This window comes from Ruegeria sp. P10 (genome assembly GCF_056534925.1).
This window is the reverse complement of the sequence record NZ_JBQERJ010000002.1, coordinates 1-25314: the sequence shown is the minus strand read 5'-3', so window position 1 is coordinate 25314 and position 25314 is coordinate 1. Positions and strand designations below refer to the sequence as shown.

General features: G+C 58.8%; 20 protein-coding genes and 1 pseudogene. 15 read left to right on the top strand and 6 right to left on the bottom strand.

The features are described from left to right. The first annotated feature begins 9 nt into the window (after positions 1-9). Positions 10-267, top strand: coding sequence for a hypothetical protein (locus ACR0FB_RS03380; protein WP_152460390.1), 258 nt, complete (start codon positions 10-12; stop codon positions 265-267). Positions 268-336: 69 nt separating this feature from the next. Here the strand turns inward: ACR0FB_RS03380 and ACR0FB_RS03375 are convergent, their stop codons facing one another. After that, entirely contained in the window at positions 337-1119 is a 783-nt protein-coding gene (locus ACR0FB_RS03375) for a DeoR/GlpR family DNA-binding transcription regulator (RefSeq protein ID WP_480620035.1), read from the bottom strand. Between the two features lie 150 nt (positions 1120-1269). Between ACR0FB_RS03375 and ACR0FB_RS03370 the strand changes: the two genes are divergently transcribed. The 7 genes from ACR0FB_RS03370 to ACR0FB_RS03340 all read left to right on the top strand — a co-directional run bounded on the left by ACR0FB_RS03370 (position 1270) and on the right by ACR0FB_RS03340 (position 13324). After that, positions 1270-3693, top strand: coding sequence for a GcvT family protein (locus tag ACR0FB_RS03370; RefSeq protein ID WP_480620033.1), 2424 nt, complete (start codon positions 1270-1272; stop codon positions 3691-3693). Between the two features lie 11 nt (positions 3694-3704). Next, a complete protein-coding gene (locus ACR0FB_RS03365; RefSeq protein ID WP_171723674.1) occupies positions 3705-4637 on the top strand; it encodes a choline/ethanolamine kinase family protein in 933 nt (310 codons plus the stop codon). A gap of 522 nt (positions 4638-5159) precedes the next feature. Continuing rightward, the gene (locus ACR0FB_RS03360) at positions 5160-8360 is read left to right on the top strand and encodes an adenylate/guanylate cyclase domain-containing protein (RefSeq protein WP_171635853.1); all 3201 of its coding nucleotides are present in this window, start codon (positions 5160-5162) and stop codon (positions 8358-8360) included. A gap of 52 nt (positions 8361-8412) precedes the next feature. Further along, positions 8413-9294 carry an encapsulin gene (locus ACR0FB_RS03355; RefSeq protein WP_210092833.1) on the top strand — a complete coding sequence of 294 codons (882 nt, stop codon included), beginning with the start codon at positions 8413-8415 and terminating at the stop codon, positions 9292-9294. 14 nt (positions 9295-9308) lie between these two features. Further along, positions 9309-10133 (top strand): DUF3237 domain-containing protein, encoded by an 825-nt coding sequence (locus ACR0FB_RS03350; RefSeq protein ID WP_480620031.1) that lies wholly within the window; start codon positions 9309-9311, stop codon positions 10131-10133. Further along, complete coding sequence (locus tag ACR0FB_RS03345) at positions 10126-12249, top strand: hydroxysqualene dehydroxylase (protein ID WP_171635849.1); 2124 nt, start codon at positions 10126-10128, stop codon at positions 12247-12249. The genes ACR0FB_RS03350 and ACR0FB_RS03345 overlap by 8 nt, the downstream gene beginning before the upstream one ends. A 4-nt stretch (positions 12250-12253) precedes the next feature. Next, entirely contained in the window at positions 12254-13324 is a 1071-nt protein-coding gene (locus tag ACR0FB_RS03340) for a polyprenyl synthetase family protein (RefSeq protein ID WP_216600139.1), read from the top strand. On the opposite strand, the gene ACR0FB_RS03335 is transcribed toward ACR0FB_RS03340, so the two are convergent. The 4 genes from ACR0FB_RS03335 to ACR0FB_RS03320 all read right to left on the bottom strand — a co-directional run bounded on the left by ACR0FB_RS03335 (position 13315) and on the right by ACR0FB_RS03320 (position 17819). After that, complete coding sequence (locus ACR0FB_RS03335) at positions 13315-13785, bottom strand: hypothetical protein (RefSeq protein WP_480491346.1); 471 nt, start codon at positions 13783-13785, stop codon at positions 13315-13317. The genes ACR0FB_RS03340 and ACR0FB_RS03335 overlap by 10 nt on opposite strands. Before the next feature lie 72 nt (positions 13786-13857). After that, positions 13858-14637 carry a carnitinyl-CoA dehydratase gene (locus ACR0FB_RS03330; RefSeq protein ID WP_171635845.1) on the bottom strand — a complete coding sequence of 260 codons (780 nt, stop codon included), beginning with the start codon at positions 14635-14637 and terminating at the stop codon, positions 13858-13860. Positions 14638-14640: 3 nt separating this feature from the next. Then, positions 14641-16656, bottom strand: coding sequence for an acetate--CoA ligase family protein (locus tag ACR0FB_RS03325; protein WP_480620029.1), 2016 nt, complete (start codon positions 16654-16656; stop codon positions 14641-14643). A gap of 2 nt (positions 16657-16658) precedes the next feature. Next, a complete protein-coding gene (locus tag ACR0FB_RS03320; protein WP_152460401.1) occupies positions 16659-17819 on the bottom strand; it encodes an acyl-CoA dehydrogenase family protein in 1161 nt (386 codons plus the stop codon). Positions 17820-17899: 80 nt separating this feature from the next. On the opposite strand from ACR0FB_RS03320, the gene ACR0FB_RS03315 reads away from it, so the two are divergent. Next, positions 17900-18847 (top strand): GlxA family transcriptional regulator, encoded by a 948-nt coding sequence (locus ACR0FB_RS03315; protein ID WP_480620028.1) that lies wholly within the window; start codon positions 17900-17902, stop codon positions 18845-18847. A 54-nt stretch (positions 18848-18901) separates the two neighbouring features. On the opposite strand, the gene ACR0FB_RS03310 is transcribed toward ACR0FB_RS03315, so the two are convergent. Continuing rightward, entirely contained in the window at positions 18902-19504 is a 603-nt protein-coding gene (locus ACR0FB_RS03310; RefSeq protein ID WP_171635839.1) for a helix-turn-helix domain-containing protein, read from the bottom strand. A 147-nt stretch (positions 19505-19651) separates the two neighbouring features. Between ACR0FB_RS03310 and glyA the strand changes: the two genes are divergently transcribed. The 6 genes and pseudogenes from glyA to gcvT all read left to right on the top strand — a co-directional run. Further along, complete coding sequence (gene glyA, locus ACR0FB_RS03305) at positions 19652-20905, top strand: serine hydroxymethyltransferase (protein ID WP_480620026.1); 1254 nt, start codon at positions 19652-19654, stop codon at positions 20903-20905. An 11-nt stretch (positions 20906-20916) separates the two neighbouring features. After that, complete coding sequence (gene lpdA, locus ACR0FB_RS03300; protein WP_210092827.1) at positions 20917-22299, top strand: dihydrolipoyl dehydrogenase; 1383 nt, start codon at positions 20917-20919, stop codon at positions 22297-22299. 13 nt (positions 22300-22312) lie between these two features. Then, positions 22313-23257 (top strand): lipoyl synthase, encoded by a 945-nt coding sequence (gene lipA / locus ACR0FB_RS03295; RefSeq protein WP_480620025.1) that lies wholly within the window; start codon positions 22313-22315, stop codon positions 23255-23257. 24 nt (positions 23258-23281) lie between these two features. Next, positions 23282-24655 carry an alanine/glycine:cation symporter family protein gene (locus ACR0FB_RS03290; RefSeq protein WP_171119391.1) on the top strand — a complete coding sequence of 458 codons (1374 nt, stop codon included), beginning with the start codon at positions 23282-23284 and terminating at the stop codon, positions 24653-24655. Positions 24656-24733: 78 nt separating this feature from the next. Beyond that, positions 24734-25156, top strand: coding sequence for a universal stress protein (locus tag ACR0FB_RS03285; protein ID WP_171723662.1), 423 nt, complete (start codon positions 24734-24736; stop codon positions 25154-25156). A 16-nt stretch (positions 25157-25172) separates the two neighbouring features. Beyond that, a pseudogene (gene gcvT, locus ACR0FB_RS03280) lies at positions 25173-25314 on the top strand (glycine cleavage system aminomethyltransferase GcvT); the annotation flags it as partial.

Below are 25314 nucleotides of genomic sequence, written 5' to 3'. Positions count from 1 at the left end.
GGGGCAGAGATGTTAGAGTTACTTGGAACCATCGGTGGCAACGTCCTGAGCTTGCCCGGCATACTCGGTCTGGCGCTAGGCATGATGACCCGCAAGCTGTGGCTGGGTGCGGCATTGGGCGGCGCAGTCGGCGTATTCGAAACGCTGGTTTTCGCAGGCTTCCGGTTTGCGCATGTAGAGCCACTGGAACTGATCATCGCTATTGTGGTCGGCGTCTGTGCAGGCAGCCTCGGCACTGCCATTCGCATCAAGGGCGCAACAGCCTGAAACACAGCCGGTTTCACCGTTTCGGTGGAACCGGCTAGTTACGTCGGGCCGGGCAGTGTCGTCACCAAGTCAATGACTGTCTTCTTGTGATTTCACGCCCGCTATCACCAATTCCGCATCTCCGGGCAAGGACTGGAAGGATGCGGGCAATGTGCGATCGGTGATGAGCACGTCTTTTTCTGTCAACCCGGGCAGGCGCAAAGCCGGGCTGGTCTGGGCCTCGTTGAATTTTGTGGAATCAACCGCCATAAAGGTTTGGTCCGCAATATCAGACATCGCGCGGGCCATATCAGCTTCGCATTGATCATAGACCATGAAGCCCTTGCTGGGATGCACCAGTGACGCCGACAATATGGCAGTCCGGGCCGAGAACCCTGCAATTACGTCATAGGCGACCCGGTCGAAAGCGGCGCCGTCGTGGTTGCGCAACTGCGTTCCCGCCATGAAGACCCTGTTGCCCTCTTCCATCGACAACGTGGCGGCGATGAAGGCCGAGTTTGTCACCACAGTGAGGTTTTTGCGCGCGCGAAGTGCCTGAGCGATGAAGCCCGAGGTCGACCCCGTGTCGATGGCAATGGCCGAACCGTCCGGTATCCGCGCCGCAACGGCGTCGGCAATCGCGACTTTGGCGGCACGGTTCTGCGCCATGCGGGCCAGAAACGGAGGATCCAGCACATTTTGAGTGCTGACCAATGCACCATGCACCTTGGACAGGCTGCCTTTGGCGACCATCGGCTTCACGATTCGCCTTACGGTCTGGTCCGACACGTTGAGAATGCGCGCCAGCTCCATGACCGAAATTCGCCCATGCAGGTTTACCGTGCTGAGGATGTCTTGCTCGTATTTCGACATGAAGCGCCGCGATATTTGTTGATTTCATCAGGTTACTTGCAAGGTTGACGCTGTTCAACCGACTAACTTCAACACATTTTAAACATTTTTGTTGCTTTTTGTTGTTTTGCGACTTTTGATGACAACATATCATTTGAAGTGGGTGGGCGCATGACAACGCATTCGGTCAGACATCTCATCATTGGCGGGGGCATCATCGGATGCTCTATCGCGTATCACCTCGCACGGTCCGGTGAAACGGATGTTGTTCTTCTGGAAAGGGCATCCCTGACCGAGGGGGCCACCTGGCATGCGGCGGGGCTTGTCGGGCAGTTGCGGTCATCTCGCAACACGACGCGGATGCTGAAACGGTCCGTGGCGCTGTATGATCGTCTGGCCGAAGAAACCGGGATGGAATTCGACTGGAAGAAAGTCGGAAGCCTGCGCCTGGCGGCAACCAAGGAACGGCTTCTGGAAGCAAAGCGCCTTGCGACAATGGCCCGCAGCTTTGATCTGGAGATGGAAATAATCTCGGCCGCCGAGGCCAAGGCGCTTTTCCCCTATGTCGACGCGAAAGGGTTGGAAGGCGCGGCCTTCATCCCGTCGGACGGTCATGTCGATCCCGCAGGCCTGTGTCAGGCAATTGCGTCCGGTGCCCGGATGCACGGTGCCCGGATCCGCCAATCCGTAGAGGTCACCGATTTTGAGATCCATAACGATCGCATCACCAAAGTGATGACATCGGAAGGGGACTATGAAGCGGACACCGTCGTTCTGGCCGCCGGAATGTGGAGCCGCGAGCTGGCCGCGAAACTCGGTGTCGTTGTTCCGGCCTGTGCGGTCGAGCACCAGTATATCGTCACCGAACCTATGCCCGACCCGGAACTTGTAAAACGCTTGCCAACCCTACGGGATCCCGAACGGCTGGTGTATTACAAACCGGATGCAGGCGGGAGGCTTGTGATCGGCGGGTATGAGGACAACACGCTGCCATTCGGCGACAGGGGTATTCCGGGCGCGTTTGTCCGGCAGCTTTTGCCCGACAACCTGGAGCGGTTTGCCCCCCTTGCCGAACTGGCAGGTCAGGTTACGCCGGTCGTCAACACGGTTGGAATCCGGCAGGTGATCAACGGCCCCATCCCTTATTCCGCGGATGGCGATTTTGTCATGGGATGGGCGCCTGAACTGCGAAACCTGATGCTGGCGACCGGATTTCTGTACGGCATCGCGGCAGGTGGTGGCGCAGGAGAGATGATCGCGGAGTGGATTGTCGAAGGCCGCCCGAGCCTTGATCTGTGGCCTCTGGACGTTCGCCGGTTCAGTCCTCATCACGCCACGCGCGCCTTCATGTATCCTCGCGCGGTCGAGCATTACGCGCATCACTACAAGATGCGATATCCGGGGCAGGAGGCGGAAGCGGCCAGAGACCTACGCCTGTCGCCCCTGCATGAGCGGCTGAAACAACATGGCGCGGTGTTCGGGTCCAAGAATGGCTGGGAGCGGCCGCTCTGGTTCGCTCCGGCCGGTGTAGAGCCGGTGGATCAGTTGGATTTCCTGTCGCCGGGTTGGAAAACCTATGCCGAACAGGAACATAAGGCCGCGCGCGACGGGGTCGTTCTGATCGATCAAACCAGCTTCTCAAAGTTCGAACTGATCGGCCCCGGCGCACTGGAGGCCCTTCAAAACCTTGCCGTTTCAAATATGGACAAGCCGGATGGCACGGTGATCTACACCCAATTGTGCAATAATCGCGGCGGGGTTGAAGCCGATATCACCGTCACCCGATTGGGGCGGGACCATTTTTACATCGTCACCGGGTCCGGATTCGGCGTGCATGACGCGGATTGGATCCGACGTCACCTGCCCCGCGATGGGCGCGCGCAGCTGATCGAAATGACATCGGCACGCGCCGTCATCAATATCTGCGGCCCCAAGGCGCGGGATGTGATGCAGGCTGTCGCGGAAGAAGACGTCTCGAACCATGCGTTTCCCTTTGCAACGGCCAGAGAGATCACCCTGGGAACGGCAAAGGTCCGCGCGATCCGCATAGGTTACGTCGGAGAGCTGGGATGGGAGCTGCATATCCCGACCGAGTTCGCCCTGCATGTTTATGACCTGCTTTGGCAAGTCGGTCAAAGCCATGGCATCCGCGACATCGGCTACCGCACCATCGAGTCCTTGCGGCTGGAAAAAGGCTATCTCTACTGGAGCGCCGACATCACCCCCGACTATTCGCCAATCGAAGCGGGCCTTGGCGCGCGGGTCCATCTGAAATCCAAACAGGGCTTCATCGGGCGACCGGTGCTGGAGGCGCAGAAAGCGACCGGCCCCGAGCGGCAGCTCTGCACGTTCATCACCGACGAGCGGCTGCCGATCACCGGAGGAGAGACCATACTGCATTCCGGCAAAACAGTCTCGCTGGCGTGCAGTGGTGGCTATGGGTTTACCGTCGGCAAGACCGTCCTCTACGGTTATCTGCCTGCGGGATTGGCTGGTGGGTCAGAATTCGAAGTGGAAGTGTTCGGAGAGCGTCACCCTATCCAGCATGTGGACGGACCGCTTTACGACCCGGCAAACAGCCGTTTGAAAGCCTGAGGGAGAGAGCGATGCAAACCGAGCCGAAACTTGAGATCATGCAGGCCCTTCGCAATGTGGCGGGGTTTGACACCCTTGCCGAGTCGGACCTTCGCACCAACCGGCTGGGCGGGTTGACCAATCTGGTCTACCGCGTCGAAGGCGGGCCAAGGACGGTGATCGTGCGCATCCCCGGCGAGGGCACCGAAGCCTATATCGACCGCGCGGTTGAAATCCACAACGCGCAGGTGGCCGCAAAAGCCGGGGTCGGCCCCGCAGTTCTGTGGGCAGACGCATCATCCGGCGTGATGATCAGTGATTGCGTGCCCGACATCGTGACGATGACACCCGAGATGTTTGCGACGCGCCCCGGGTCTGCCGCCCGCGCGGGAAAGGCGCTGAGGCAATTGCACGATGCCCCCGAGCCGTTCAAGTTTCGGTTCGAGCTGTTTTCGATGATCAACGACTACATGAAGGTGGTTGCGGACAAAAACGCGACCCTGCCGGACGGGTACGCGGACGTCGTGGCCGAGGCGGCCCCGATCCGCGAGGTGCTGCGGGACAAACCTGGGACATTGGTCCCGAGCCATTGCGACCCGCTGTGCGAGAATTTTCTGGATGACGGCCAGCGCATGTGGATCGTGGATTACGAGTATTCAGGCATGAACGATGCCCTTTGGGATCTGGGTGATCTGTCGGTCGAAGCCGGGCTGAACCACGAACAGGAACTGGAAATGCTAACCGCCTATTTCGACGGCCCGCCGAACGAGGCTCAGATCGGGCGCATGGTGATATACAAAGCCATGTGCGACCTGCTGTGGACGCTATGGGGATTGATTCAGCATGCGGATGAAAACCCCGCCGAAGATTTCTGGGCCTATGCCACGAACCGGTTCGAGCGGTGCAAGTCCCTGATGCTGGCCCCGTCTTTTGCGGCCCATGTAAGAGCCGTGGCCGAGGAATAGGGTTTCATCCACAGCCAGATCCGCCCTGGATACCGGATGTTTCCTAGCTTATCTCAGATCTTTGAGCCGCTTTCCCTGATACCTGTATCCCATTGAAGAACGGGCGGGCAAAATACGGGATGCGCCGGAGCGTAAGTGTATCTGCTCGTAGCGCGCTTCGGCTTCTTGCTGGTGCCGGGGTCGAGTCTGCTATTCTGCCCGGTATCTCATGTCGGCCACGGCACTTTTGAACCTCATTCAGCCGTGACGTGGCGTCAGGGGCAGACCGGCATATCCGGTCCCCCTAAAACCTTGCCAGTGAAGTCAACTTGAGACTTGAACCTTATGATATTCAAGGAAAAGCGCGTGACGGTGTGGTAATTATGAAGTAAATCGGTCAATCAATGTAACAAGTTAACAGTGCCATCTGTTCCTGCTATGGATTCAGCATGAATTCCTCTCTATTTTTGGATTATACATATACATTATGTTTATGTACTAAGGGGAAAACAGGGGGACAGTTATGGAAGGAGTCGCAAGCCAATGACGCGAGTCCTTGAGGCATCACCACGCATTTCAAAAGTCCTTCATCTGGCAGATCTGAATGACTATGCCACTCTGTTTCAGAGAGAGGGCGTGGACGACGACATTCTGGACGAATTGACTGATCCGGAACTGCGTGATCTCGGGTTGACGGTTGGTGAAAGGAAGCGCTTTCGAAAGGCGCAGGCCAGGCTGAAATCGCAGGAAGCGTCGAAGCGGCCCGAAGTCCAGTCCAAGGCCGAGCGTCGGCAACTGACTTTGGTTTTCTGCGATCTTGTGGGGTCGACACGGCTGGCTCAGCGATATGATCCGGAAGACCTGATGCAGATCATGAACCTGTATCTGGATACGGCGATCGGCACCTTGAAACAGCACGGCTGCCATCTGGCCTATCGGCAGGGCGATGGCATAATGGTGTATTTCGGATACCCGAAGGCCATGGAAGATGATGCCGAACGGGCCGTACGAGCCGTTTTGGAGACTATCGAGGCCGTTCAGAACCTTGAAAACGAGTTTGGAGAAAAGCTTGACCTGCGGGCAGGCATTGCGACCGGAATGGTTGTCGTGGGCGTTGTTTCTTCGAAAAGCTTGGGATCTCAGGACTTTCTGGTGGGTGAAACGGCGAATCTTGCATCCCGCTTGCAAGGGCTGGCCGAACCGGGTGAAGTGATCATTTCATCAGAGACCCGGAGGCTGACCCAGGGTGCCTTTGAATTCGAGCCACGCGGCAGCCACGAGCTGAAAGGCTTTGACAATCAGCGCAAAGTGTATCGCGTGGTGTCGGAAATCATGTCCACCAGCCGGTTCGACGCGCGGGTGGGTCAATCCGCGGTCGATCTTGTCGCCCGGCATGATGATCTTTCAACCCTGACCCGGCTTTGGAGCGAAGCGCAGGAAGGCTCGGGCCGGCTGGCGCTTGTCGGGGGGGCTGCGGGAATCGGCAAGTCGAGGCTGATCAAGTCACTGTCTGAAACAATCGGGGTCAAACCCTTTACATTGCAGTGCATCCCGCACCTGACCAGTCTTCCGCTGCACCCCATTGTCGGAGAATTGAGGCGCGTTTCCGGCGACAAATCAAATGACAGTATCCGGGCGGCGATTTCGGACTTCGTGCAATCGGCCTCACGGCTGAGTGACGCAGACTTGCCCGTTCTTCTGGATCTGGCAGGTATCGAGACCGGCGCCCCGTCAGAATCCGACCCGTTGAAGAAGGCGCGCAAATCCCTTGACGTGATGCTGCGCAGTCTGGGCAGCCTGTGTGACAGGCGCGGCACGTTGTTGTTGGTGGTCGAAGACGTTCATTGGGCCGATGCGACCACGTTGGATGTACTGGATGCGCTTGCATCCGCCTTGAGCAACTTTCCGGTACTGGTGGTTCTGTCGCACCGACCTGAATACGAACCTCCGGAACATTTCGAAAGCCGAGCCGCGCGCATTGATCTGTCTCCGCTTGGCAATACCGAGGCATCCGAACTGGTCCGGCGCGTGGCCGAGCCGTACAGCCTGCCTGTCATCCTGATCAGGCAGATCATCGAAAAGGCGGATGGCGTGCCGCTGTATATCGAAGAAATGACAAAGGCGGTTCTGGACCAGCTGCCCCAGGATGCCCCGATCAACGCCGAGGTTCTGGATGCGCTGAGCGTCCCGGCCACCCTTCAGGACTCGCTGATGTCGCGTCTTGACCGTATGGAACATGCTAAACCAGTCGCCCAGCTCGGATCGGTCATCGGGCGCAGTTTCACCGCTCAGATGATCCACGCGGTGGCGCATGAAGACATGGATGTGGAAAGCGCCCTCATGCAGCTTATGGCGGCTGGCGTCGTGCTGATCACCAGCGATTCAGGGTCGGCCACATACACGTTCAACCACGCGCTGGTTCAGGATACGGCCTATAATTCGTTACTGCGGGAAGACCGGCAGAAGGTGCATCTGAAAATCGCCCAAGCATTGCTGGACGGTCACAAAGCATTCGGCAGCCCGGCTCCTGATACCGTCGCGCATCATTGCGATCTTGGCGGATTGAAAGATGAGGCTGTCACGAATTGGGTCACGGCAGGTGAACTGGCGTTGTCCCGACTGGCAAACCTGCCCGCGATTTCCGCTTTCCGGGCCGCCCTGCGCAACATCGGAACTATGAAGGTCAACGCGGATCGCGATGGCTTCGAACTTCGGGTTCAAATGAACATTCTGCCCGCCTATATGGCGATTTACGGATGGTCGTCCGATCAGGTCGGCGAGACTGCCGCCCGGGCGATGGAACTGGCCCAGTCTTTGGGCGACGGCGAGACGCTTTTTGCCGCAACCTTCTGCCGTTGGACCCATTTCTTTGTTGCCGGTCAGATGAACCGAGCGATGGAAATGGGACAAGCGCTGGATATGATGGCCGGCATGTCCGACGACCCCGTCGCCAATGTGCTGGCGGCACGGGCGCTGAGCTTTACTCATTACTTCCGCGGGGAATTTTCGGAATGCGAACAACAGCTGGAACGCGCATTCGCTCTGATCACACCCGAGCTGGATATGGCCATGATGCCCATGACCCAGTCTTCCACGGCCGCGTCATTGCTGGCCATTCAGGGATGCCTGCTGTGGCAGCAAGGAAAGTTCGAAAAAGCCGAGGCCGCGCGTCTGGAATCCATTGAGGTCAGCAGAGCGCTGAACCACGCACCCAACCTTGTCTACGTGATGGGCGCTTGCAGCATGTTCCTGCCCTATGCGGGGGAATGGGACCGGCTTGACGTAACGATGAAAGAAGCCAGAAAAGTCGCGGATGAGGAAGGGTTTCTTTACCTTCACGCGATGCAGGACATCTATATGGGCCTCGCGCAGGCCGGAAAGGGCGATATCGCAGGTGTTCCGGAACGCATCGAGACATGCATGAACCTGATTTCCAAATCTGGTGGAAACTTTACTTTTCCTCAGAATCAGATTGTTCTGTCTGAGTTGATGATTGATCACGGAGACGTTGATCAGGCTTTGGACCGGCTGGAAACCGTTTGCATTCCCGGCTGGGAGCGCGGCGAGACGTTGAACAAACCTGAATATCACCGTGTGCGAGCAAAGGCTTTTGCCGCAAAGGGGGACTTGGACGCTGCAATCAGCGAGGCGGAAAAAGCGCTTTCGCTTGCGCGGGATTGCCGTGGAGTTGTTCAGGAGCAGCGGGCCCGCGATCTGCTGGGCAGATTGAAAGAAGAAAAATGAACAAGATTGACTGCCCCGCCAAATTGGGCAGCAGCACCGAGAGGGATTTGCAATGACCGATGCATTGGATTGGAATGAAGATCAGTGGAGCGCCGTGAAAAAGGCCGTCCATGATGAGGCGCTTCGCGCCCGAGTGGCCGCCAGTTTCCTGCCCCTGTACGGACCGCTGCCCGCTGACACGCAGTCCGTCCCGCTGAACAAGCTGGATCTGGTCGAGAACTCATCTGGTGCATCCAAAGAACGTCTTGACGTGAACGACTATGACACGCTGCGACTTACCACCGTATCGGTGAACGTGTACCTGAAAGGCGCACAGGTGGCTGATCCGGAACTGACGGCGGCTCAGATCATGTTCCGCCGAGCGGCCGCCGTTGTGGCACGGGTAGAAGATGACATCATTTTCAACGGTCAACCCGGCACCGGACAGGCCCCCAAACACGCCGGCGGCGCGCACGCCTCATTGCCGCAGATCTATACGATCAGCGGCGGTGGCAAATATCCGGGATTGCTTGAAGCGGGCGAAGGCAAAACCAAATCCACGACCAAAAAGAACTACAGCGGAACCGATGTTTTCGAGGCCGTCGTCGAGGGCATCAGCACGCTAGAAACGCATGGCTATCTGGGCCCCTATGCCTGTGTGATGGGCAACGGTCTGTTCCGTGCGGTCACGACCCCGCTGCCGAATTCGATGGTACTGCCACGTGACAGCATTCTCCCGTTCCTGGACGGGCCGTTGCTGCGTTCCAGCACCCTGCCCCAGGACAAGGCAGTGCTTGTGTCCCTGCTGGGTACACCGGTTGAAATCGTCGTGCCCTCGGATATCGCCGTGAAGTATCTGCAAACCTCTGCCGAGGGCGAGCACGTCTTCCGCGTGCAGCAGAAGTTCCATCTCAGGATCAAGGAAGCTAAGGCCGTCCGCACCATAACCTGTTGACCGGAGATCGGGTCGTGCGCGAGTTTTCAGATCGGGGCGTGACGCTGCGTTGGTCCGAGGCGATCAACGTAGACGGTCTCAGTCGGGTGTTGGTGGAAGCCGGTCCATCCGTGTCGTCGCATGACACGCTACGTCTGATCTGTTCGGAAGATGGCGGCCCCGAGCGTGCCATTCGCGGGTGGCCCTTGTTGCGGGACCCGCAAACCGGGTTTCAACAATTCGCAGCCATTCTGCCGTCGGTCAAACAGGAAAAAACCTTGTCCTGGCGTCCGGTGCTGACGTCGGGAGGGCGCGAGTTTGACCCCGGGCCCGAAAAAGAAATTGAACCTGCCGCGCCGGAACCGGCAAAAACCACAGTGACGTCGCCGGTATTGGAACATGTTGCCAAATTTCTGGTGCCGTTCGATAGCAGCTTTCATCCCTCGGGCGAGACGCCGGATGGGGTTTGGCTGCATTTCGCCATCAAAGAAGGGGGCACCGTCGAAGGCCCACATCTAAAGGGAACGATCGAGCCGATCGGAGGAGACTGGATGCGCGTGCGGCCCGATGGTGTGGGACTGCTTCATGCAAAGGCGCTTATCAGACCGTCCATCGGACAAGCCCCGATCCTATTCGAAGATACGGGTGTGTGTGACTTCGGCCCGGACGGATATGCGGCATTGTCCAAGGGCAATCTGCCCGCTTCGGCTCCGGTACGGCTTGCACCGCGTTACCTGACCTCGAATCCGCATTACAGCTGGATGAATCGGGTGCAGGGTTTTGGCATTGGCGAAGCCAGCCTGTCAGACATCACCCTGCGCTTTGACGTCTATTCCGCGAAAGGAATTTCCGATGCCTGACAAGGTTGTCATTCTTGGGGGAGGCGTGGCTGGCATGAGCGCCGCGCACGAACTGATTGAACGCGGGTTCGAGGTAGAAGTCCACGAACGCCAGCTGATCCCCGGCGGCAAAGCCCGCAGCATTCCCGTAATGAAGGGTGAGGGGGATCATGGCTCGAAAGCGAAACACATCAAGGCACTGGAAAAATGGGCCGAGATGGATGGAGCCAATTATCCGCCCGGCGTGAAACGGCCCTGGCTGCCCGGTGAACATGGGTTCAGGTTCTTTCCGAACTTTTATCGGCATATCACCGACACGATGGCCCGAACGCCGTATTACGACAAGGGCACATGCTTTGACAATCTTGTCCCGACCACGCAAGTTCTGGTCAGCCAGTTTGACAAGCCCGGCATCATTGTCCCGGAACGGTTCCCCCGCACGCTCAAGGATGTTGCGGATGCCTTCAAGACCATTGCCTTCGCGCTTTCGCCGAGGGACCAGATTGCGTATGAGGATGTCGAGCATTTTGTCGCCTGCATGTGGCGGATCGCGAGCTCTTGCAAGGAACGCCGGTTCGACGAATATGAACGGATCGGTTGGTGGGATTTCATCGGTGCGCAGGACCGCTCGGAAGCCTATCAGAAGTTCCTTGCCATCGGCCTGACCCGTTCGTTGGTGGCCGCCAAGGCCACGACGGCAAGCACGAAGACAGTGGGGGACATTGCGGTTCAGCTTCAGCTGGGCATTGCCACGCCCGAACCCCACTGCAACAGGCTGCTGAACGGGCCCACCAATCTTGTCTGGATTCAACCGTGGCTGGATTATCTGACAAGCAAGGGGGTCGTGTACAATTTTGACTCCAAAGTCACCGGAATCGAGTGCCGAAACGGTAAGATCATTGGCGCAACGGTCGAACAGGATGGTGAAGAAAAGCAGGTCACGGGGGATTGGTTCATCAGCGCCATGCCGATTGAACGCATGGCACCGCTTGTGACCCCGGAAATGATGGCGGTTGACCCTGCACTTGCCAAACTGCCTTTGCTGGCCGATGACGTGCAATGGATGAACGGCATTCAGTTCTATCTGACCAAGGATGTCGAGCTGACCCATGGCCACGTCATTTTCATCGACAGCCCATGGGCTTTGACGGCTGTGTCGCAAAAACAGTTCTGGCCGGGGATCAATTTCGAAAACTGGGCCGAAGGAAAGACCAAAGGCCTGCTGTCAATCGATATCTCCGAATGGGACAAGCCGGGGCTGAACGGAAAAACCGCGCGCGATTGCACCCGGGAAGAGATCGCAAAAGAGGTTTGGGAACAGCTCAAGCGCAGCATCAACGTGGATGGCCAAACCATTCTGCGGGACGAGGATATGCACTACTGGTTCCTCGATCCTGATATCGTTCAAGACCCGAACGACCCCAAGCGTCAAAGCAATGTCGAACCCTTGTTGGTCAACCGTATCAACAGCTGGCGCTTGCGCCCGGATGCGGCCACATTGATCCCGAATTTCTTCCTGGCATCGGATTACGTCCGCACTTTTACCGACCTTGCCACGATGGAAGGGGCGAACGAGGCCGCGCGTCGGGCCGTCAACGCCATTCTTCAACGCAGTGGATCGGATGCCGAGCCCTGCCAGATCTGGGACCTGCACGAGCCCGACATCCTGAAACCGCTGCGCGCTTATGATTACGCCCGCTATCAGGCTGGCCTTCCGTGGGACAACCGGTTCGCGGTTGCGGTCGAAGCCGCGCTGAAAATGGGTCAGGACACGGCAGGAGTTGATCGTGGCGGTGATGGCCCTCTTGCCGCCATAGGGGAACCGGCGGCGGAATATTCAAAACCCGGCGGCATCACCGAGGAGCCAGCCATTGCCGAAGCGCTTCGAATGATCTGCCCCCCGAAAGAGCTGTTCGACCTCATCGCGAACTACGAGCCCACCGCGGATCTGCCGATCCCGGGGGATGAGCTGGCGGAAGATGTCGCGTATGATCTGGGTCGGGACAGTGGTCAATCAGGTGCCTTGTCCAGGGCGTTGCCAATTTCTGACGAACCGCTTTCTGCGCTTGGCGCCGGTCCGGAACGATCCGGCGCGCGGGAAAACAAAAGCCGCGTGATCATCATCCAGAAGGGCTGAGCCTGTGAAATCCGGAACCGCGCATTTGGATCCTGCGGCGAAACAGGATTTTCTAAAAACCCTGACCTTCTACGGGGATCAGGCGCGCGAAACGCTTTTGGGCCTGTTGCCGACGGGTGAGCCTCAGGCCTATCTGTATGGCCCGATGCGCGATTACATCGAAACCTCGGGCAAGGGCCTGAGGCCTGCCCTGCTGTTGGCGACATGCGAAGCCTTCGGCGGAAACAGCGAGAATGCAAGGGTCTCGGCCGCGGTTCTTGAGCTGCTGCACAACGCTTTTCTGATCCACGACGACATCGAAGATCAAAGCGATTTCCGGCGCGGGCGCGAATGTATGCACAAGCGGCTTGGGGTTCCCCTGGCGATCAATACCGGCGATGGGATGCAATCGCTTGCCCTGCGTCTGCTGCGTCAGAACCTGGGGCCGTTGGGCCCGGAAACCGGTATGCGCGTGGTGGATGAGTTCGACCATCTGTTGCAGCAATCCATCGAAGGTCAGGCGCTGGAGCTTGGCTGGATCCGCGACAATCGTTTGAACGTCGATGCATCAGATTATCTGAGGATGTGTCTGAAAAAGACCTGCTGGTACAGTTTCATTCACCCGATGCGCATCGGGGCCCTGATTGCGCGGCCACATGATGTCGCGTCCGGTGCGCTGAATCTGGATGATTTCAACGCCTTCGGCTTTTTCCTGGGTGCAGCGTTTCAGATTCAGGACGACGTCTTGAATCTCGTCGGCTCACAGGACAGTTACGGCAAGGAAATCGGCGGCGACATCTATGAAGGCAAACGCACGCTGATGCTGGGCCAGCTTGGCCTGAAAGCGGAAGAGCCTGAACAGGCACGGTTGGCCGAGATGTTGTCAAACCCGCGTGATGCCCGGTCGACGCAAGATGTCGCCTGGGTGCTGGAGCGCATGAACCACTACGGCAGCATCCGCTATGCGCAGGACGCAGCGAATGATCTGCTGGCCGCGGCCCGGAATGAGTTCGCGCGGGTGTTCGCGGGCACAGAAGACGCGCCGCGCGCATTTCTGGGACAGTTCATGGACTATCTGGTGACCCGTCAGGTCTGAGCGCCCGCCACCTCGAAAATCACCACAACCGAGGTCTGGTCCGTTCCGGTACAGGCGATCCGACCATGATATTCACCGGGTTTGGAGAGGTCGGGTATAGTCACCGCAACAGCAACATCCGTTGCTTCCCCCGGTTCAAGCTGGATTTGTGGCGGGATCACACTGATGCGGTTGGCCGGCAGAATGTCGCCGTTCGGATTGGTCAGATCACCCGGTTCGAACTGCATCTGAACAGGTGCCGCGCCTTCGGGTGCTTCAAAGGACAGCAGAATGGTGGCGGTGCTGCCGGGGTGACAGGATTTGCGACACCTGAACGGACCGTCCAGATGTTGCCGCGGGCCCCGCTCTGTTTCGAGCACGCGGCGCGCTATATCGGAAATCAGTTGATCGTCGGGCTGCGGCGCAATCGGGCTGACCGCCCGAGATGCACTAACATATGGTTTTCGTTCGAAATACGGCATGCCTAACTGTGCACGTGCCGTGCGGATCAGTAAATGGTAAATTCACGCTCTGCGATCACGGTAAACGTCTGCCTATTTCCCTTTCCAGACCGGGTCTCTTTTCTCGGCAAAGGCGCGCGCGCCTTCCAGCTGATCTTCGCTGGCATAGAGAACGTCCACGGTTCTGAGCTGACGCTTGGTGATGCGGTTCATGGCATCCTGAAACTTGGCATCTTCGGCATCGCGTACGATTTCCTTGATCGCGGCATAAACCAGGGGCGGTCCCGAGGCCAACAGACGGGCCAGTTCCCAGGCGCGATCCATCAGTTGATCCGCGGCGACGATCTCGTTCACCAGACCCCAGCGATTGGCTTCCTTTGCGTCGAACCACCGGCCGGTAAGCAGCAACTCCATCGCGATGTGGTAAGGGATGCGCTTGGGCAGTTTGACGCTGGCCGCATCCGCGACAGTCCCCGAGCGGATTTCCGGCAGGGCGAACGTGGCGTGGTCGGCGGCAAGGATCATGTCGGCTGACAAGGCCAGCTCCAGCCCGCCGCCACAGGCGATACCGTTGACGGCCGCGATCACGGGTTTGTTCAGGTCGCGCAGCTCTTGCAAGCCGCCGAACCCTCCGACGCCATAATCCCCGTCTACCGCATCCCCGTCGGCCGCTGCTTTCAGGTCCCAGCCCGGGCAAAAGAACTTCTCTCCGCCGCCCGTCAGAATGGCCACGCGCAGCTCTGGATCGTCGCGAAACGCGGCGAATACCTCACCCATCCTGCGGCTGGTGACAAGATCGATGGCGTTGGCCTTGGGCCGGTCCAGAGTCACCTCAAGGATCGCTCCGTCGCGGCGGGTTTTGATCGGGTCCATATCTCAGGCCTTTCTTATCAGAGCATCCACGGCAACGGCCTTGTCCGGCGTGCACAGGAGCGGGTTAATCTCGACCTCGCCAAGCGTGTCGGCATTTTGCATGACATAGGCCTGAACGGCCTCGACTGCGGCGATGATTGCATCCATATCAGCCGCCCGTTGGCCGCGATAGCCCGCCAAAAGCGGGGCAATTTTCAATTTGCCAAGCGCGGCACGGATGTCCTCGTGCGTGCTTGGCACCAGCACCGACGCCGTATCGCGCAGGATTTCGGTCAGTACGCCCCCCGCCCCCAATGTCAGGACAAACCCATGCGCCGGGTCACGGACGACACCGACCAGCAATTCGGCAACGGTTCCGGTGATCATCTCTTCGATCAGGATGCTATCTGTGCCAATTTTGGCTGCGACATCGGCCACATCCTCGGCCTTGATCCCCAGCCGAACAGCGCCGTGTTCGGATTTATGCGCAAGCCCAACACCTTTCACGACAAAGGGGGCTTCCATGTCCTGCGCGGTCGAATGGGCCTCTGCCGGGCCGCAAACCGTACGGCTTTGCGGAACGTGCAGGCCGCATTCGGCCAGCGCCCGTTTCGATTCGCCTTCGGTCAGGGTTTGGGTCGCCTCAGCCGTTCCAGGCAACCAGACAGGATGCGCGGACGGGGGCGAAATCTGACCCGCAGCGCGCGTGGCCGCCAGTGCTTCGCGCAATCCCATGAATGGAACGACACCACCGGTCATCAGGTCTTGCGCGACGTCTTCAGACAGAAGTTCAGGCAGCGTCGCAACAATCGCAAACCGGGCGCCGGTTTCGGCGCGCACTCTCAACGCAGCTCGGGTCGCGCAACTCCAGTCGGTCGGATCCGTCGTCGGATAGTCTACGATCGAGAACGTCAGGTCGATGTCGTCACCCGTCATGCCCGACCAGGCCTGTGCCATCGCCTCTTCATCGCGCCAGATATACGTGTGATAATCCAGCGGATTGTTCAACGCGACCATAGGGCCAAGCGCGTCACGCAAGCGCGCCCTTTTGTCATCGCTCAACTGTGGAAAACTCAGGCCGGTGCCGACGGCCATGTCTGCGATCAGGCTCGCCTCACCCCCCGAACAGCTGATCGACGCGATGTTACCCCCGGGGAGCGGCCCGTAGCAGTGCAGCAGTTTCAACGTTTCTAGGAAATCCGGCAACGTCGAAAGACGCGGGATGCCCAATCGGTCCAGCAGCGCCTGCGCGCCTGCATCACTGCCCGCGAGAGACGCGGTATGAGAGACGGTTGCGGCCTGTGCCTGTTCGGATGCACCGACTTTGAGGGCGACCAGCGGGATGCCCTTTTCGTGGGCCTTCGCGGCCAGCGCCTCCCATTCCCGGATGTCCTTGAACCCTTCGATATGCAGACCCACGGCGGTTACGCGCGGATCATCGATCAAGGCCGAGGCGATTTCGGCCTGGCTGGTTTGGGCCATGTTTCCGCATGCCATCATGTAGGCAATCGGCAACCCACGTTTCTGCATGGTCAGGTTGATCGAGATGTTCGAACTTTGCGTCAGGATCGCCACGCCCTTGTCCACAGGGGTGGCCCCGTGCTGGTCCGGCCACAACAGCGCCCCATCCAGCGCGTTGATGAAGCCATAGCAGTTCGGGCCAAGAATGGGCATGTCACCGGCTGCGGCAATCAGTTGATCCTGCAAGTCCCCACCGGTGTCATCTTCGGCAACGGCCTCGGAAAAGCCCGATGCAAAGCACACCGCCCCACCTGCGCCCATACTGGACAGGACACGAGCGGCCTCGATGGTGGCGTGGCGGTTGATCCCGATGAAAACCGCATCCGGGGCTTCGGGCAGGTCTTCGATGTGGGCATAAACCTTGTGTCCTGCAATTTCAGACGCTTTGGGATGCACCGGCCAGATTTGACCGGCATAGCCCATGCGTTCGGATTGCAGAACAACCTGCTGACACCACGCGCCGCCACCGATGACGGCGATGGATTTCGGGCGCAGCAGCCGGGTCAGGTCTTTGTTCATGGTCAGGCGCCCAAGGGACGCAGAAGATCGCGGCTGATGATGTGGCGCTGAATTTCGCTGGTGCCGTCCCAGATGCGCTCGACCCGGGCATCGCGCCAGAACCGTTCGATCGGGAAATCGTCCATCAAACCCATACCCCCGAAGATTTGCAGTGTGGTATCCGTCACCCGCGCCAGCGTTTCCGAGGCATAGAGCTTGGCCGAGGCAATCTCGCGGTTTGATGGCAGATTTTGGTCCAGACGCCACGCGGCCGCGAGTGTCAGCCAATCGGCGGCATCGATCTCGGTAATCATGTCGGCGATCTGGAATCCGACGCCCTGAAACTTACCAATAGGCTGGCCGAACTGCTTGCGCTCGGCCGCATAGTTCAGCGCATAGTCAAAGCAGCGCCGCGCGCGACCGACCGAGAACGCCGCAACCGTCAGGCGGGTTGCGTAAAGCCATTCGTTCATCACGGCAAAGCCGCCATCAACCTCGCCCAAGACCTGTGCATCGGGCAGACGGCAGTTGTCGAAATACAGGATATAGTTCTTGTAGCCCTTGTGGCTGACCGAGTTGTAGCCCTCGCGCACTTCAAACCCCGGCGTACCGCGATCCACCAGGAAAGTGGTGATGCGTTTCTTCGGGCCCTTGGGGGTTTCGTCCACGCCGGTCGCGATGAAGACGATGAAGAAATCCGCATGTTCCGCGCCCGAGATGAAATGTTTCGATCCGTTGACAACCCAGTCGCCGCCATCGCGCACCGCCTGGCATTTCATACCACGCACATCCGAACCCGCATCCGGTTCGGTCATCGCCAGGGCGTCCATCTTGTCACCACGTACGGCAGGCAGAAGATACCGTTCGCGCTGCTCGTCGTTGCAGGCCATCAGGATGTTCTGCGGGCGCCCAAAGAAATGCGTCAGTGCCATTGACCCGCGGCCAAGCTCGCGCTCGACCAAGGTGAAATCCAGATGAGACAGACCTGCGCCGCCGACCTCCTCGGGGAAGTTGCAGGCATAAAAGCCCAGATCGATACATTTCTGCTTGATCTGCTCACCCAGCTCAGGAGGCACGGTTCCCGAACGCTCGACCGCGTCTTCATGCGGGTAGATTTCGTTTTCAACAAAGCTTCGGACCGTCGAGACGATCATGTCCTGTTCTTCTGTCAGACCAAACTGCATGGCGCGTGTTCCCTGGATCGGTGGTTGACCAACCAAACGCCATCGCTCAAGGTCACGGCATGCAAAGTTGATATCAAATCATGCCAAATTCGAAAATTTTGACGCGACAATACAACATCCTGCTCTTCAACGGGTTTTCGAACCATTGCCTTGCAAACATGGTCGAACCGCTCAGGGCTGCGAACAACCTGTCGAGGCAGATTTTGTATTCGTGGTGTTTCTGCTCCATTGACGGAGACCCCGTTCAAAGTTCCAGCGGCCTTGTCGTTACACCGAATGGTTCAATCTTGGATCAGCAAGGCGACGTTCTGGTGGTCATGCCGTCTTATGGGTATCGCAATTTGGACACGCGATCGACCACGCGCACCGTGCTGGCTGCGACCCGAAAACACCGGCAAGTGGCCGGATTGGATACCGGCAGTTGGCTGCTGGCCCGCGCCGGTTTGCTGGATGAGCACCGGGCGACCATTCACTGGGACGAGCTTTCCCGGTTCGAAGAAAGTTTTCCGGCCGTGAATGCGGTGCAGGAACGTTTTGTCATCGATGGCAACAGGCTGACCTGTTCTGGGGCGATGGCCGCGTTCGATCTGGCCTCGGCCCTGATCCGCAAGGATCACGGCCCCCTTCTGTCCATGGAAGTCGGGCATCTTCTGATGAGCCGAAATGGGCAGGATCATTACCCTTTGCCTCTGAAGTCCGAAGACACTTTGGTCAATCGCGCACTGGCTGTCATGCAGGCGAACCTTGAAACACCTCTTTCGATCAGGGAACTGGCCCGCAAGATCGGGTGTTCACAAAAGCGGATCGAAATGCGCGTTCAGGCAGAGCTCAAAACCACGCCGCAGGCGCTGTATCGTCGGCTGAGGCTTAACCTTGCACGCAATCTGGCAGAAGATACCGAGCAGTCCATCGCCGAAATCGCCGGTCGTTGCGGATATGAAAACGCCAGCGCCATGACGCGAGCGTTCAAGGCAGAATTCGGCCAGACACCGACGGCGTTTCGCCACCGAAGCTTGTCTGACGGCTGAATGGGGTGCGCATGGCGATGCCCGCTTTCCTGGAAAACCAAAGAACCCTGGGGGCTATTCCAGCGAAACCCACAGCACCTTTGCGTTTTCTTCGCTGGTCGAAATACACCCATGCCCCATTCCGCTGTCATAATAAAGCGAGTCACCGGCCTTCATTGGCAAGGGGCGGTAGTGTTCAGACACGAAGATAAGTTCACCGCTGAGCACATACATGAATTCTTCTCCGGAATGTCGGATCCACGTCTCGAATTCCGACAGGTCACGCGCCTTGATAGTCGCGATATAGGGCAGCATCCGCTTGCTGGTCAGTTCGGGGCAAAGCAGTTCATGCAGGTAAGTGGGCGTATTCTTGATTTCCCCCTCGCCTTTCGGAGTGAAATCACGGCGGCCTGAAATGCCGGATTGACCCGACTGAAGAAACAACTGCGGGGTGCTCATATCCAGGGCCTGAGTCAGACGCCGTACGATGTCAAAGCTTGGCTTTGTCTGGTTGTTTTCGATCTTGGACAGCGTCGACCGCCCGATACCCGCAGCGCGGCCGGCTTCTTCCAGAGTCCACCCTTTCGCGCGCCGAGCATCGCGGATGGACCGGCCCAGAGCCTCTCCTTCATCCAGATCTTCCTGTCCGGAAACATCATTTCTGCTTTCGTCGCCCATTTAATTCCCCCTGTTTTATCAAAGGTTACATGCCTCCCGGTAAATACGCAACTTCTTGAATAAGAGATTTTTGTTGCCCAAAGCGCATTATTTCCCTTATAGGAAACAAAGTTTCGTACTAAGGATTCGGGGCAAAAGGAGGAGACCATGTTCAAAACGTCGCTGATTGAGGCAGATCCCGTCATTGCCGCGTCCATTTCGCGCGAGGGTGAACGCCAGGCGGAACAGATCGAGTTGATCGCCTCGGAGAACATTGTCTCGAAGGCCGTGATCGAAGCTCAGGGTTCGGTCTTGACCAACAAATACGCCGAAGGCTATCCGGGCCGCCGCTATTATGGCGGCTGCGAATATGTCGATGAGGTCGAAGTCGAGGCGATCGAACGCCTCAAGAAGCTGTTTGGCTGTGAATATGCCAACGTTCAGCCCCATTCCGGCGCACAGGCCAACGGGGCCGTCAAGTTGGCGTTGTTGAACCCGGGCGATACCATTCTTGGCATGTCGCTGGACGCAGGTGGCCATCTGACCCACGGTGCGAAACCGGCGCAGTCCGGCAAATGGTTCCGGCCCGTGCAGTACGGCCTGACCGATGCAGGGCTGATCGATTATGATCAGGTTGCCGAATTGGCGCGGGCGGAAAAGCCCAGGCTGATCATCGCAGGCGCATCCGCCTACTCGCAAAAGATCGACTTTGCCAGATTCCGTAAAATCGCGGACGAGGTTGGCGCATGGTTGCTGGCTGATATGGCTCATATTGCCGGATTGGTGGCGACCGGCCTGCACCCCTCGCCTGTAGGGCACGCACATGTCGTGACCTCGACCACGCACAAAACGCTGCGCGGGCCTCGTGGTGGCATCATCCTGACCAATGACGAGGCGCTGGCGAAAAAGATAAATTCTGCCGTCTTCCCCGGCCTACAGGGTGGCCCGCTGATGCACGTCATCGCAGGCAAGGCGGTGGCTTTTGGCGAGGCGCTGAAACCCGAATTCAAGGAATACATGCAGCGCGTCGTTGACAGCGCATCGGCCTTGGCAAGCGTCATGATGGCGCGCGGATGTGATATCGTTTCCGGCGGCACCCAGAACCACCTGATGTTGGTCGACCTGAGACCTTTGGGCGTCACCGGTAAGGACGCCGAAGCCGCGCTGGAGCGCGCCGGGTTTACCTGCAACAAAAACAGCGTTCCCGGAGATCCGGAAAAACCCACCATCACCAGCGGCATCCGTCTGGGCACCGCCGCCGGGTGCAGCCGTGGCTTTGGCCCGGAAGAGTTCCGGCAGATCGGCCATCTGATCGGTGATGTTCTGGAGGCGCTCGCGCAGTCGCCGGAAGGTGACGAAACCGTCGAACAGGAAACCCGCAAACAGGTTCGCGCACTTTGCGCAAGCTACCCGATCTACTGAAAGTACGCGAAATGAATACCTATGACCTCATCGTTATCGGGGGCGGACCGGGTGGCTATGTTGCCGCGATCCGCGCGGCTCAGCTGGGGCTGAAAGTGGCCTGTGTCGAAGGGCGCGGCGCACTGGGCGGTACCTGTCTGAACGTGGGGTGCATCCCCTCCAAAGCGTTGCTGACCTCCTCGGCCAAATATGCCGAGCTTGCACATCTCTCCTCCCATGGCATTGCGGTCGAGGGGGCCAGCATCGACGTCAGTGCGATGATGGGGCGCAAGGACAAGATCGTCGGTGATCTGACCAAGGGCATCGCATTCCTGTTCAAGAAGAACGGCGTCGATCTGATCGAAGGATGGGCCAGCATCCCGGCCACTGGTCAGGTCAAGGTCGGCGACAGCACATACGAAGCAAAGAACATCCTGATTGCGACAGGATCCGAGCCGACCTCACTGCCGGGGATCGAGATTGATGAGCAGGATGTGCTCAGTTCGACCGGTGCAATCGCGTTGGAACGCGTGCCGGATCATCTGGTTGTGATCGGTGCAGGTGTGATCGGCCTGGAACTTGGGCAGGTCTGGGCACGTCTGGGCGCCAAGGTTACTGTGGTCGAATATCTGGATCGCGTTTTGCCCGGCATCGATGGCGAGATCGCCAAGCTGGCGCAGCGGGCCCTGTCAAAACGCGGTTTGAAATTCCAACTGGGCCGTGCTTTGAAGTCTGTCGATAAAACCGATACGGGTTTGTCGCTGACGGTGGATCGTGTTGGCAAGGACAAGGAAGAAGTGATCGAGGCCGACAAGGTTCTGATCGCTGTGGGCCGTCGCCCGGTGACGCGCGGGCTTGGGCTGGAAGAGCTGGGCGTGGCCGTGAACCCGCGTGGCTTCATCGAAGTCGACAGCACATTCCAGACGTCGGTGCCCGGTATCTATGCCATTGGTGACTGTGTTCCCGGCCCGATGCTGGCCCACAAGGCCGAAGAGGACGGTGTTGCCTGTGTCGAGAAGCTAGCCGGCGAAGCCGGTCATGTCGATTACAACACCGTGCCGGGTGTGGTCTATACCGATCCCGAAGTGGCCTCGGTTGGTCAGACCGAAGAGGCTCTGAAAGACGCGGGCGTCGAATATGTTGTCGGCAAGTTTGCTTTCATGGCCAATTCGCGGGCACGCTCGACAGGTGAAACAGATGGCGCGGTCAAGGTTCTGGCCGGTTCCGACGGCAAGATCCTCGGGGCTCATATCTGTGGTGCCCATGGCGGCGATCTGATCGCCGAGTTGGTTCTGGCCATGTCCAAAGGTGCCGCGGTCGCCGATGTTGCAGCCTCGTGCCATGCGCATCCTGCCATGGGTGAGGCGGTCAAGGAAGCCTGTCTCGACGCCATGGGGCGTGCGATTCACGCTTAACGAGGTTTGCCAGATGACAATCCAGCTTAGACCACGCCACCCGGAAAAGGCCAAAAAGGCCGACAGCGTGATCTCGCGTAAGCCCAAGTGGATTCGCAAGAAAAAAGGTGACAGCGCCGCGTATTACGAAACCCGACGTCTGATGCGGGATCACGATCTGGCAACGGTCTGCGAAGAAGCGGCCTGCCCCAATATCGGCGAATGCTGGTCCAAGCGCCATGCAACCATGATGATCATGGGCGAGATCTGCACACGGGGCTGTTCGTTCTGCAATGTGGCCACCGGCCGCCCCGATGCGCTGGACGCGTTCGAACCCGGCCGGGTTGCGGCGGCGGTCAAGAAACTGGGCCTGCGCCACGTGGTGATTACGTCTGTTGATCGCGATGATCTGGCCGATGGCGGGGCCGAGCATATCGCCCAGACAATCCGCGCCGTACGCCATCAGAACCCCGGCACCACGGTCGAGGTTCTGACCCCCGACTTCCTGGGCAAGGGCGACGCCGCAAAAATCGTCTTTGACGCAACGCCGGACGTGTTCAACCACAACCTGGAAACCGTCCCGCACCTGTATCCGACGGTTCGCCCCGGCGCGCGCTATTATGCCTCGCTGCGGCTGTTGGACGATGCCAAACGCTCGAACCCCGAGATTTTCACCAAGTCGGGTCTGATGGTCGGCTTGGGCGAAAGCCTCAACGACGTGCGTCAGGTGATGGATGATCTGCGCGCGGCCAATGTCGATTTTCTGACTGTCGGGCAGTATCTGCAACCGACGCCGAAACATCATCCGATTGACCGGTTCTGGTCGCCCGAGGAGTTCGCCCAACTGGAACAGATCGCTCGTTCCAAGGGCTTTTTGCACGTGTCAGCCACGCCGCTGACCCGTTCGTCGTTCCATGCGGACGAAGACTTTGCCGCCCTCAAGCAGGCCCGTCAGCGGGCCATCGCCACCGGGGCATAACCAAACGCAAATGGGAGGGAAACCATGGAAGCGTTAAATTCAATCGTAGGGGCCATCAATGGCGTCGTATGGGGGCCGATGATGCTGGTCCTCATCCTCGGCGTTGGCTTCTTCCTGCAGGTCGGGCTGAAATTCATGCCGATCCTGCGCATCGGCACAGGCTTCAGCCTGTTGTTCAAAGGCCGTGAAGGTCAGGGCGAAGGGCAGATCAGCCCGTTCAACGCACTGATGACTTCGCTGTCGGCGACCATCGGTACAGGTAACATCGCCGGTGTGGCCACTGCTGTCTTCCTGGGCGGTCCAGGCGCCTTGTTCTGGATGTGGATGACCGCCCTGGTGGGCATGGCCACCAAATATGCCGAAGCCGTCTGCGCGGTGAAATATCGCGAGAAAGACGAGCTGGGCAACTATGTCGGCGGCCCGATGTACTACATCAAAAACGGTCTGGGCGCGAAATGGGCCTGGCTGGGCGTGGCTTTCGCCCTGTTCGGCGCGGTTGCCGCCTTTGGCATCGGCAACGGTGTGCAGGCCAACGGTGTTGCTCAGGTGCTGGAAGCCAATTTTGGCCTGAACACCTCGGTCACCGGCGTTGTTCTGATGGTTCTGACTGCAGCCGTTATCCTGGGTGGTATCACCCGCATCGGTGCGGTTGCCGGTAAGCTGGTCCCCTTCATGGCCGTTGCCTATATCATCGCGGGCCTGCTGGTTCTGCTGATCAACATCGGCAACATCGGACATGCGCTGTCGCTGGTCTTTACCTATGCGTTCACCCCGTCCGCCGCAGAAGGTGGTTTCGCGGGTGCAGCCGTCTGGGCCGCCATCCGCTTCGGTGTGGCACGTGGTGTGTTTTCGAACGAGGCCGGTCTGGGTTCGGCCCCGATCGCGCACGCCGCTGCCGAAACCAAGGGTCCGGTCAACCAGGGCCTGATCGCGATGCTGGGTACGTTCATCGATACCATCATCGTCTGCTCGATCACCGGTCTGGCCATCATCGCGTCGGGGGCATGGACATCGGGTGAATCCGGTGCGGCGCTGACGAGCCACGCGTTCGAATTGTCGCTGCCGGGTATCGGCGGGTATCTGATCGCCATCGCGCTGTCGATCTTTGCCTTCACCACCATCCTCGGCTGGTCGTTCTACGGCGAGAAATGTGTCGAGTTCCTGCTGGGCGTGAAATCCCTGATGCCCTACCGCGTTCTGTGGATCGTGATGATCTACTTCGGCGCAACTGCGGATCTGGGCTTCATCTGGCTGCTGGCCGATACGCTGAACGCCATGATGGCCATCCCGAACCTGATCGCCCTGGCGCTGCTGAGCCCGATCGTCTTCAAACTGACGAAAGAGTTCTTCGCCTCGGGCGGCAAGTCCGAAGAGCCGGGCGGCACACCTGCCGAATAAGCTCGGCCCAACCAAAACGGGGGGCCATCCCGGCCCCCCGCCTTTGAAACCGAATTCAATATCTCGAGGAGAGACGTGATGGCCACTAAAATCCTGCTGCCCATTGATCACACCGACGACCGCTCGTGGAAACTGGCCCTGTCGACCGCCTTGGAACAGGCAAAATTCTACGGTGCCGAACTGCATGCGGTTGCCGTCATCCCCGAGATCATCCAGCTGCCGAACCTTCCCGCCAACTATGGTGCCGGCGCAAAGGACCACGTGCGGGGTGCGGTTCAGGCGATTCTGGATCATGCCAAGGCTTCCGACGTGCCGGTCCATGTCGAAGAAGGCAGTGTTTACCGCGAAATCCTGAAGCTTGCCTACAAGGAAGGCTTTGATCTGATCGTCATGGCATCGACCAAGGGCGATTTCCCGAACTACGAGATTGGCCCGAACCTGGCCCGTGTCGTGCGCAATGCGCATTGCACCGTCATGGTCGTCCGCGACCAGTCCCGCTGATTGAAAGGTTGAAGAAATGACCACACCGAAGCGCACGCCCTTGTATGACCTTCACGTCGAACTTGGTGGCAAGATGGTTGATTTTGCGGGTTGGGAGATGCCTGTTCAGTATCCTTTGGGGATCATGGGAGAGCATAAGCAGTGCCGTGAGAAGGCGG

Excerpts from the sequence above, each read along its gene's own strand:
- ACR0FB_RS03380 (WP_152460390.1), top strand. The coding sequence starts at position 10 with ATGTTAGAGTTACTTGGAACCATCGGTGGCAACGTCCTGAGCTTGCCC.
- ACR0FB_RS03375 (WP_480620035.1), bottom strand. The coding sequence starts at position 1,119 with ATGTCGAAATACGAGCAAGACATCCTCAGCACGGTAAACCTGCATGGG.
- ACR0FB_RS03370 (WP_480620033.1), top strand. The coding sequence starts at position 1,270 with ATGACAACGCATTCGGTCAGACATCTCATCATTGGCGGGGGCATCATC.
- ACR0FB_RS03365 (WP_171723674.1), top strand. The coding sequence starts at position 3,705 with ATGCAAACCGAGCCGAAACTTGAGATCATGCAGGCCCTTCGCAATGTG.
- ACR0FB_RS03360 (WP_171635853.1), top strand. The coding sequence starts at position 5,160 with ATGACGCGAGTCCTTGAGGCATCACCACGCATTTCAAAAGTCCTTCAT.
- ACR0FB_RS03355 (WP_210092833.1), top strand. The coding sequence starts at position 8,413 with ATGACCGATGCATTGGATTGGAATGAAGATCAGTGGAGCGCCGTGAAA.
- ACR0FB_RS03345 (WP_171635849.1), top strand. The coding sequence starts at position 10,126 with ATGCCTGACAAGGTTGTCATTCTTGGGGGAGGCGTGGCTGGCATGAGC.
- ACR0FB_RS03335 (WP_480491346.1), bottom strand. The coding sequence starts at position 13,785 with ATGCCGTATTTCGAACGAAAACCATATGTTAGTGCATCTCGGGCGGTC.
- ACR0FB_RS03330 (WP_171635845.1), bottom strand. The coding sequence starts at position 14,637 with ATGGACCCGATCAAAACCCGCCGCGACGGAGCGATCCTTGAGGTGACT.
- ACR0FB_RS03325 (WP_480620029.1), bottom strand. The coding sequence starts at position 16,656 with ATGAACAAAGACCTGACCCGGCTGCTGCGCCCGAAATCCATCGCCGTC.
- ACR0FB_RS03320 (WP_152460401.1), bottom strand. The coding sequence starts at position 17,819 with ATGCAGTTTGGTCTGACAGAAGAACAGGACATGATCGTCTCGACGGTC.
- ACR0FB_RS03315 (WP_480620028.1), top strand. The coding sequence starts at position 17,900 with ATGCCAAATTCGAAAATTTTGACGCGACAATACAACATCCTGCTCTTC.
- ACR0FB_RS03310 (WP_171635839.1), bottom strand. The coding sequence starts at position 19,504 with ATGGGCGACGAAAGCAGAAATGATGTTTCCGGACAGGAAGATCTGGAT.
- glyA (WP_480620026.1), top strand. The coding sequence starts at position 19,652 with ATGTTCAAAACGTCGCTGATTGAGGCAGATCCCGTCATTGCCGCGTCC.
- lpdA (WP_210092827.1), top strand. The coding sequence starts at position 20,917 with ATGAATACCTATGACCTCATCGTTATCGGGGGCGGACCGGGTGGCTAT.
- lipA (WP_480620025.1), top strand. The coding sequence starts at position 22,313 with ATGACAATCCAGCTTAGACCACGCCACCCGGAAAAGGCCAAAAAGGCC.
- ACR0FB_RS03290 (WP_171119391.1), top strand. The coding sequence starts at position 23,282 with ATGGAAGCGTTAAATTCAATCGTAGGGGCCATCAATGGCGTCGTATGG.
- ACR0FB_RS03285 (WP_171723662.1), top strand. The coding sequence starts at position 24,734 with ATGGCCACTAAAATCCTGCTGCCCATTGATCACACCGACGACCGCTCG.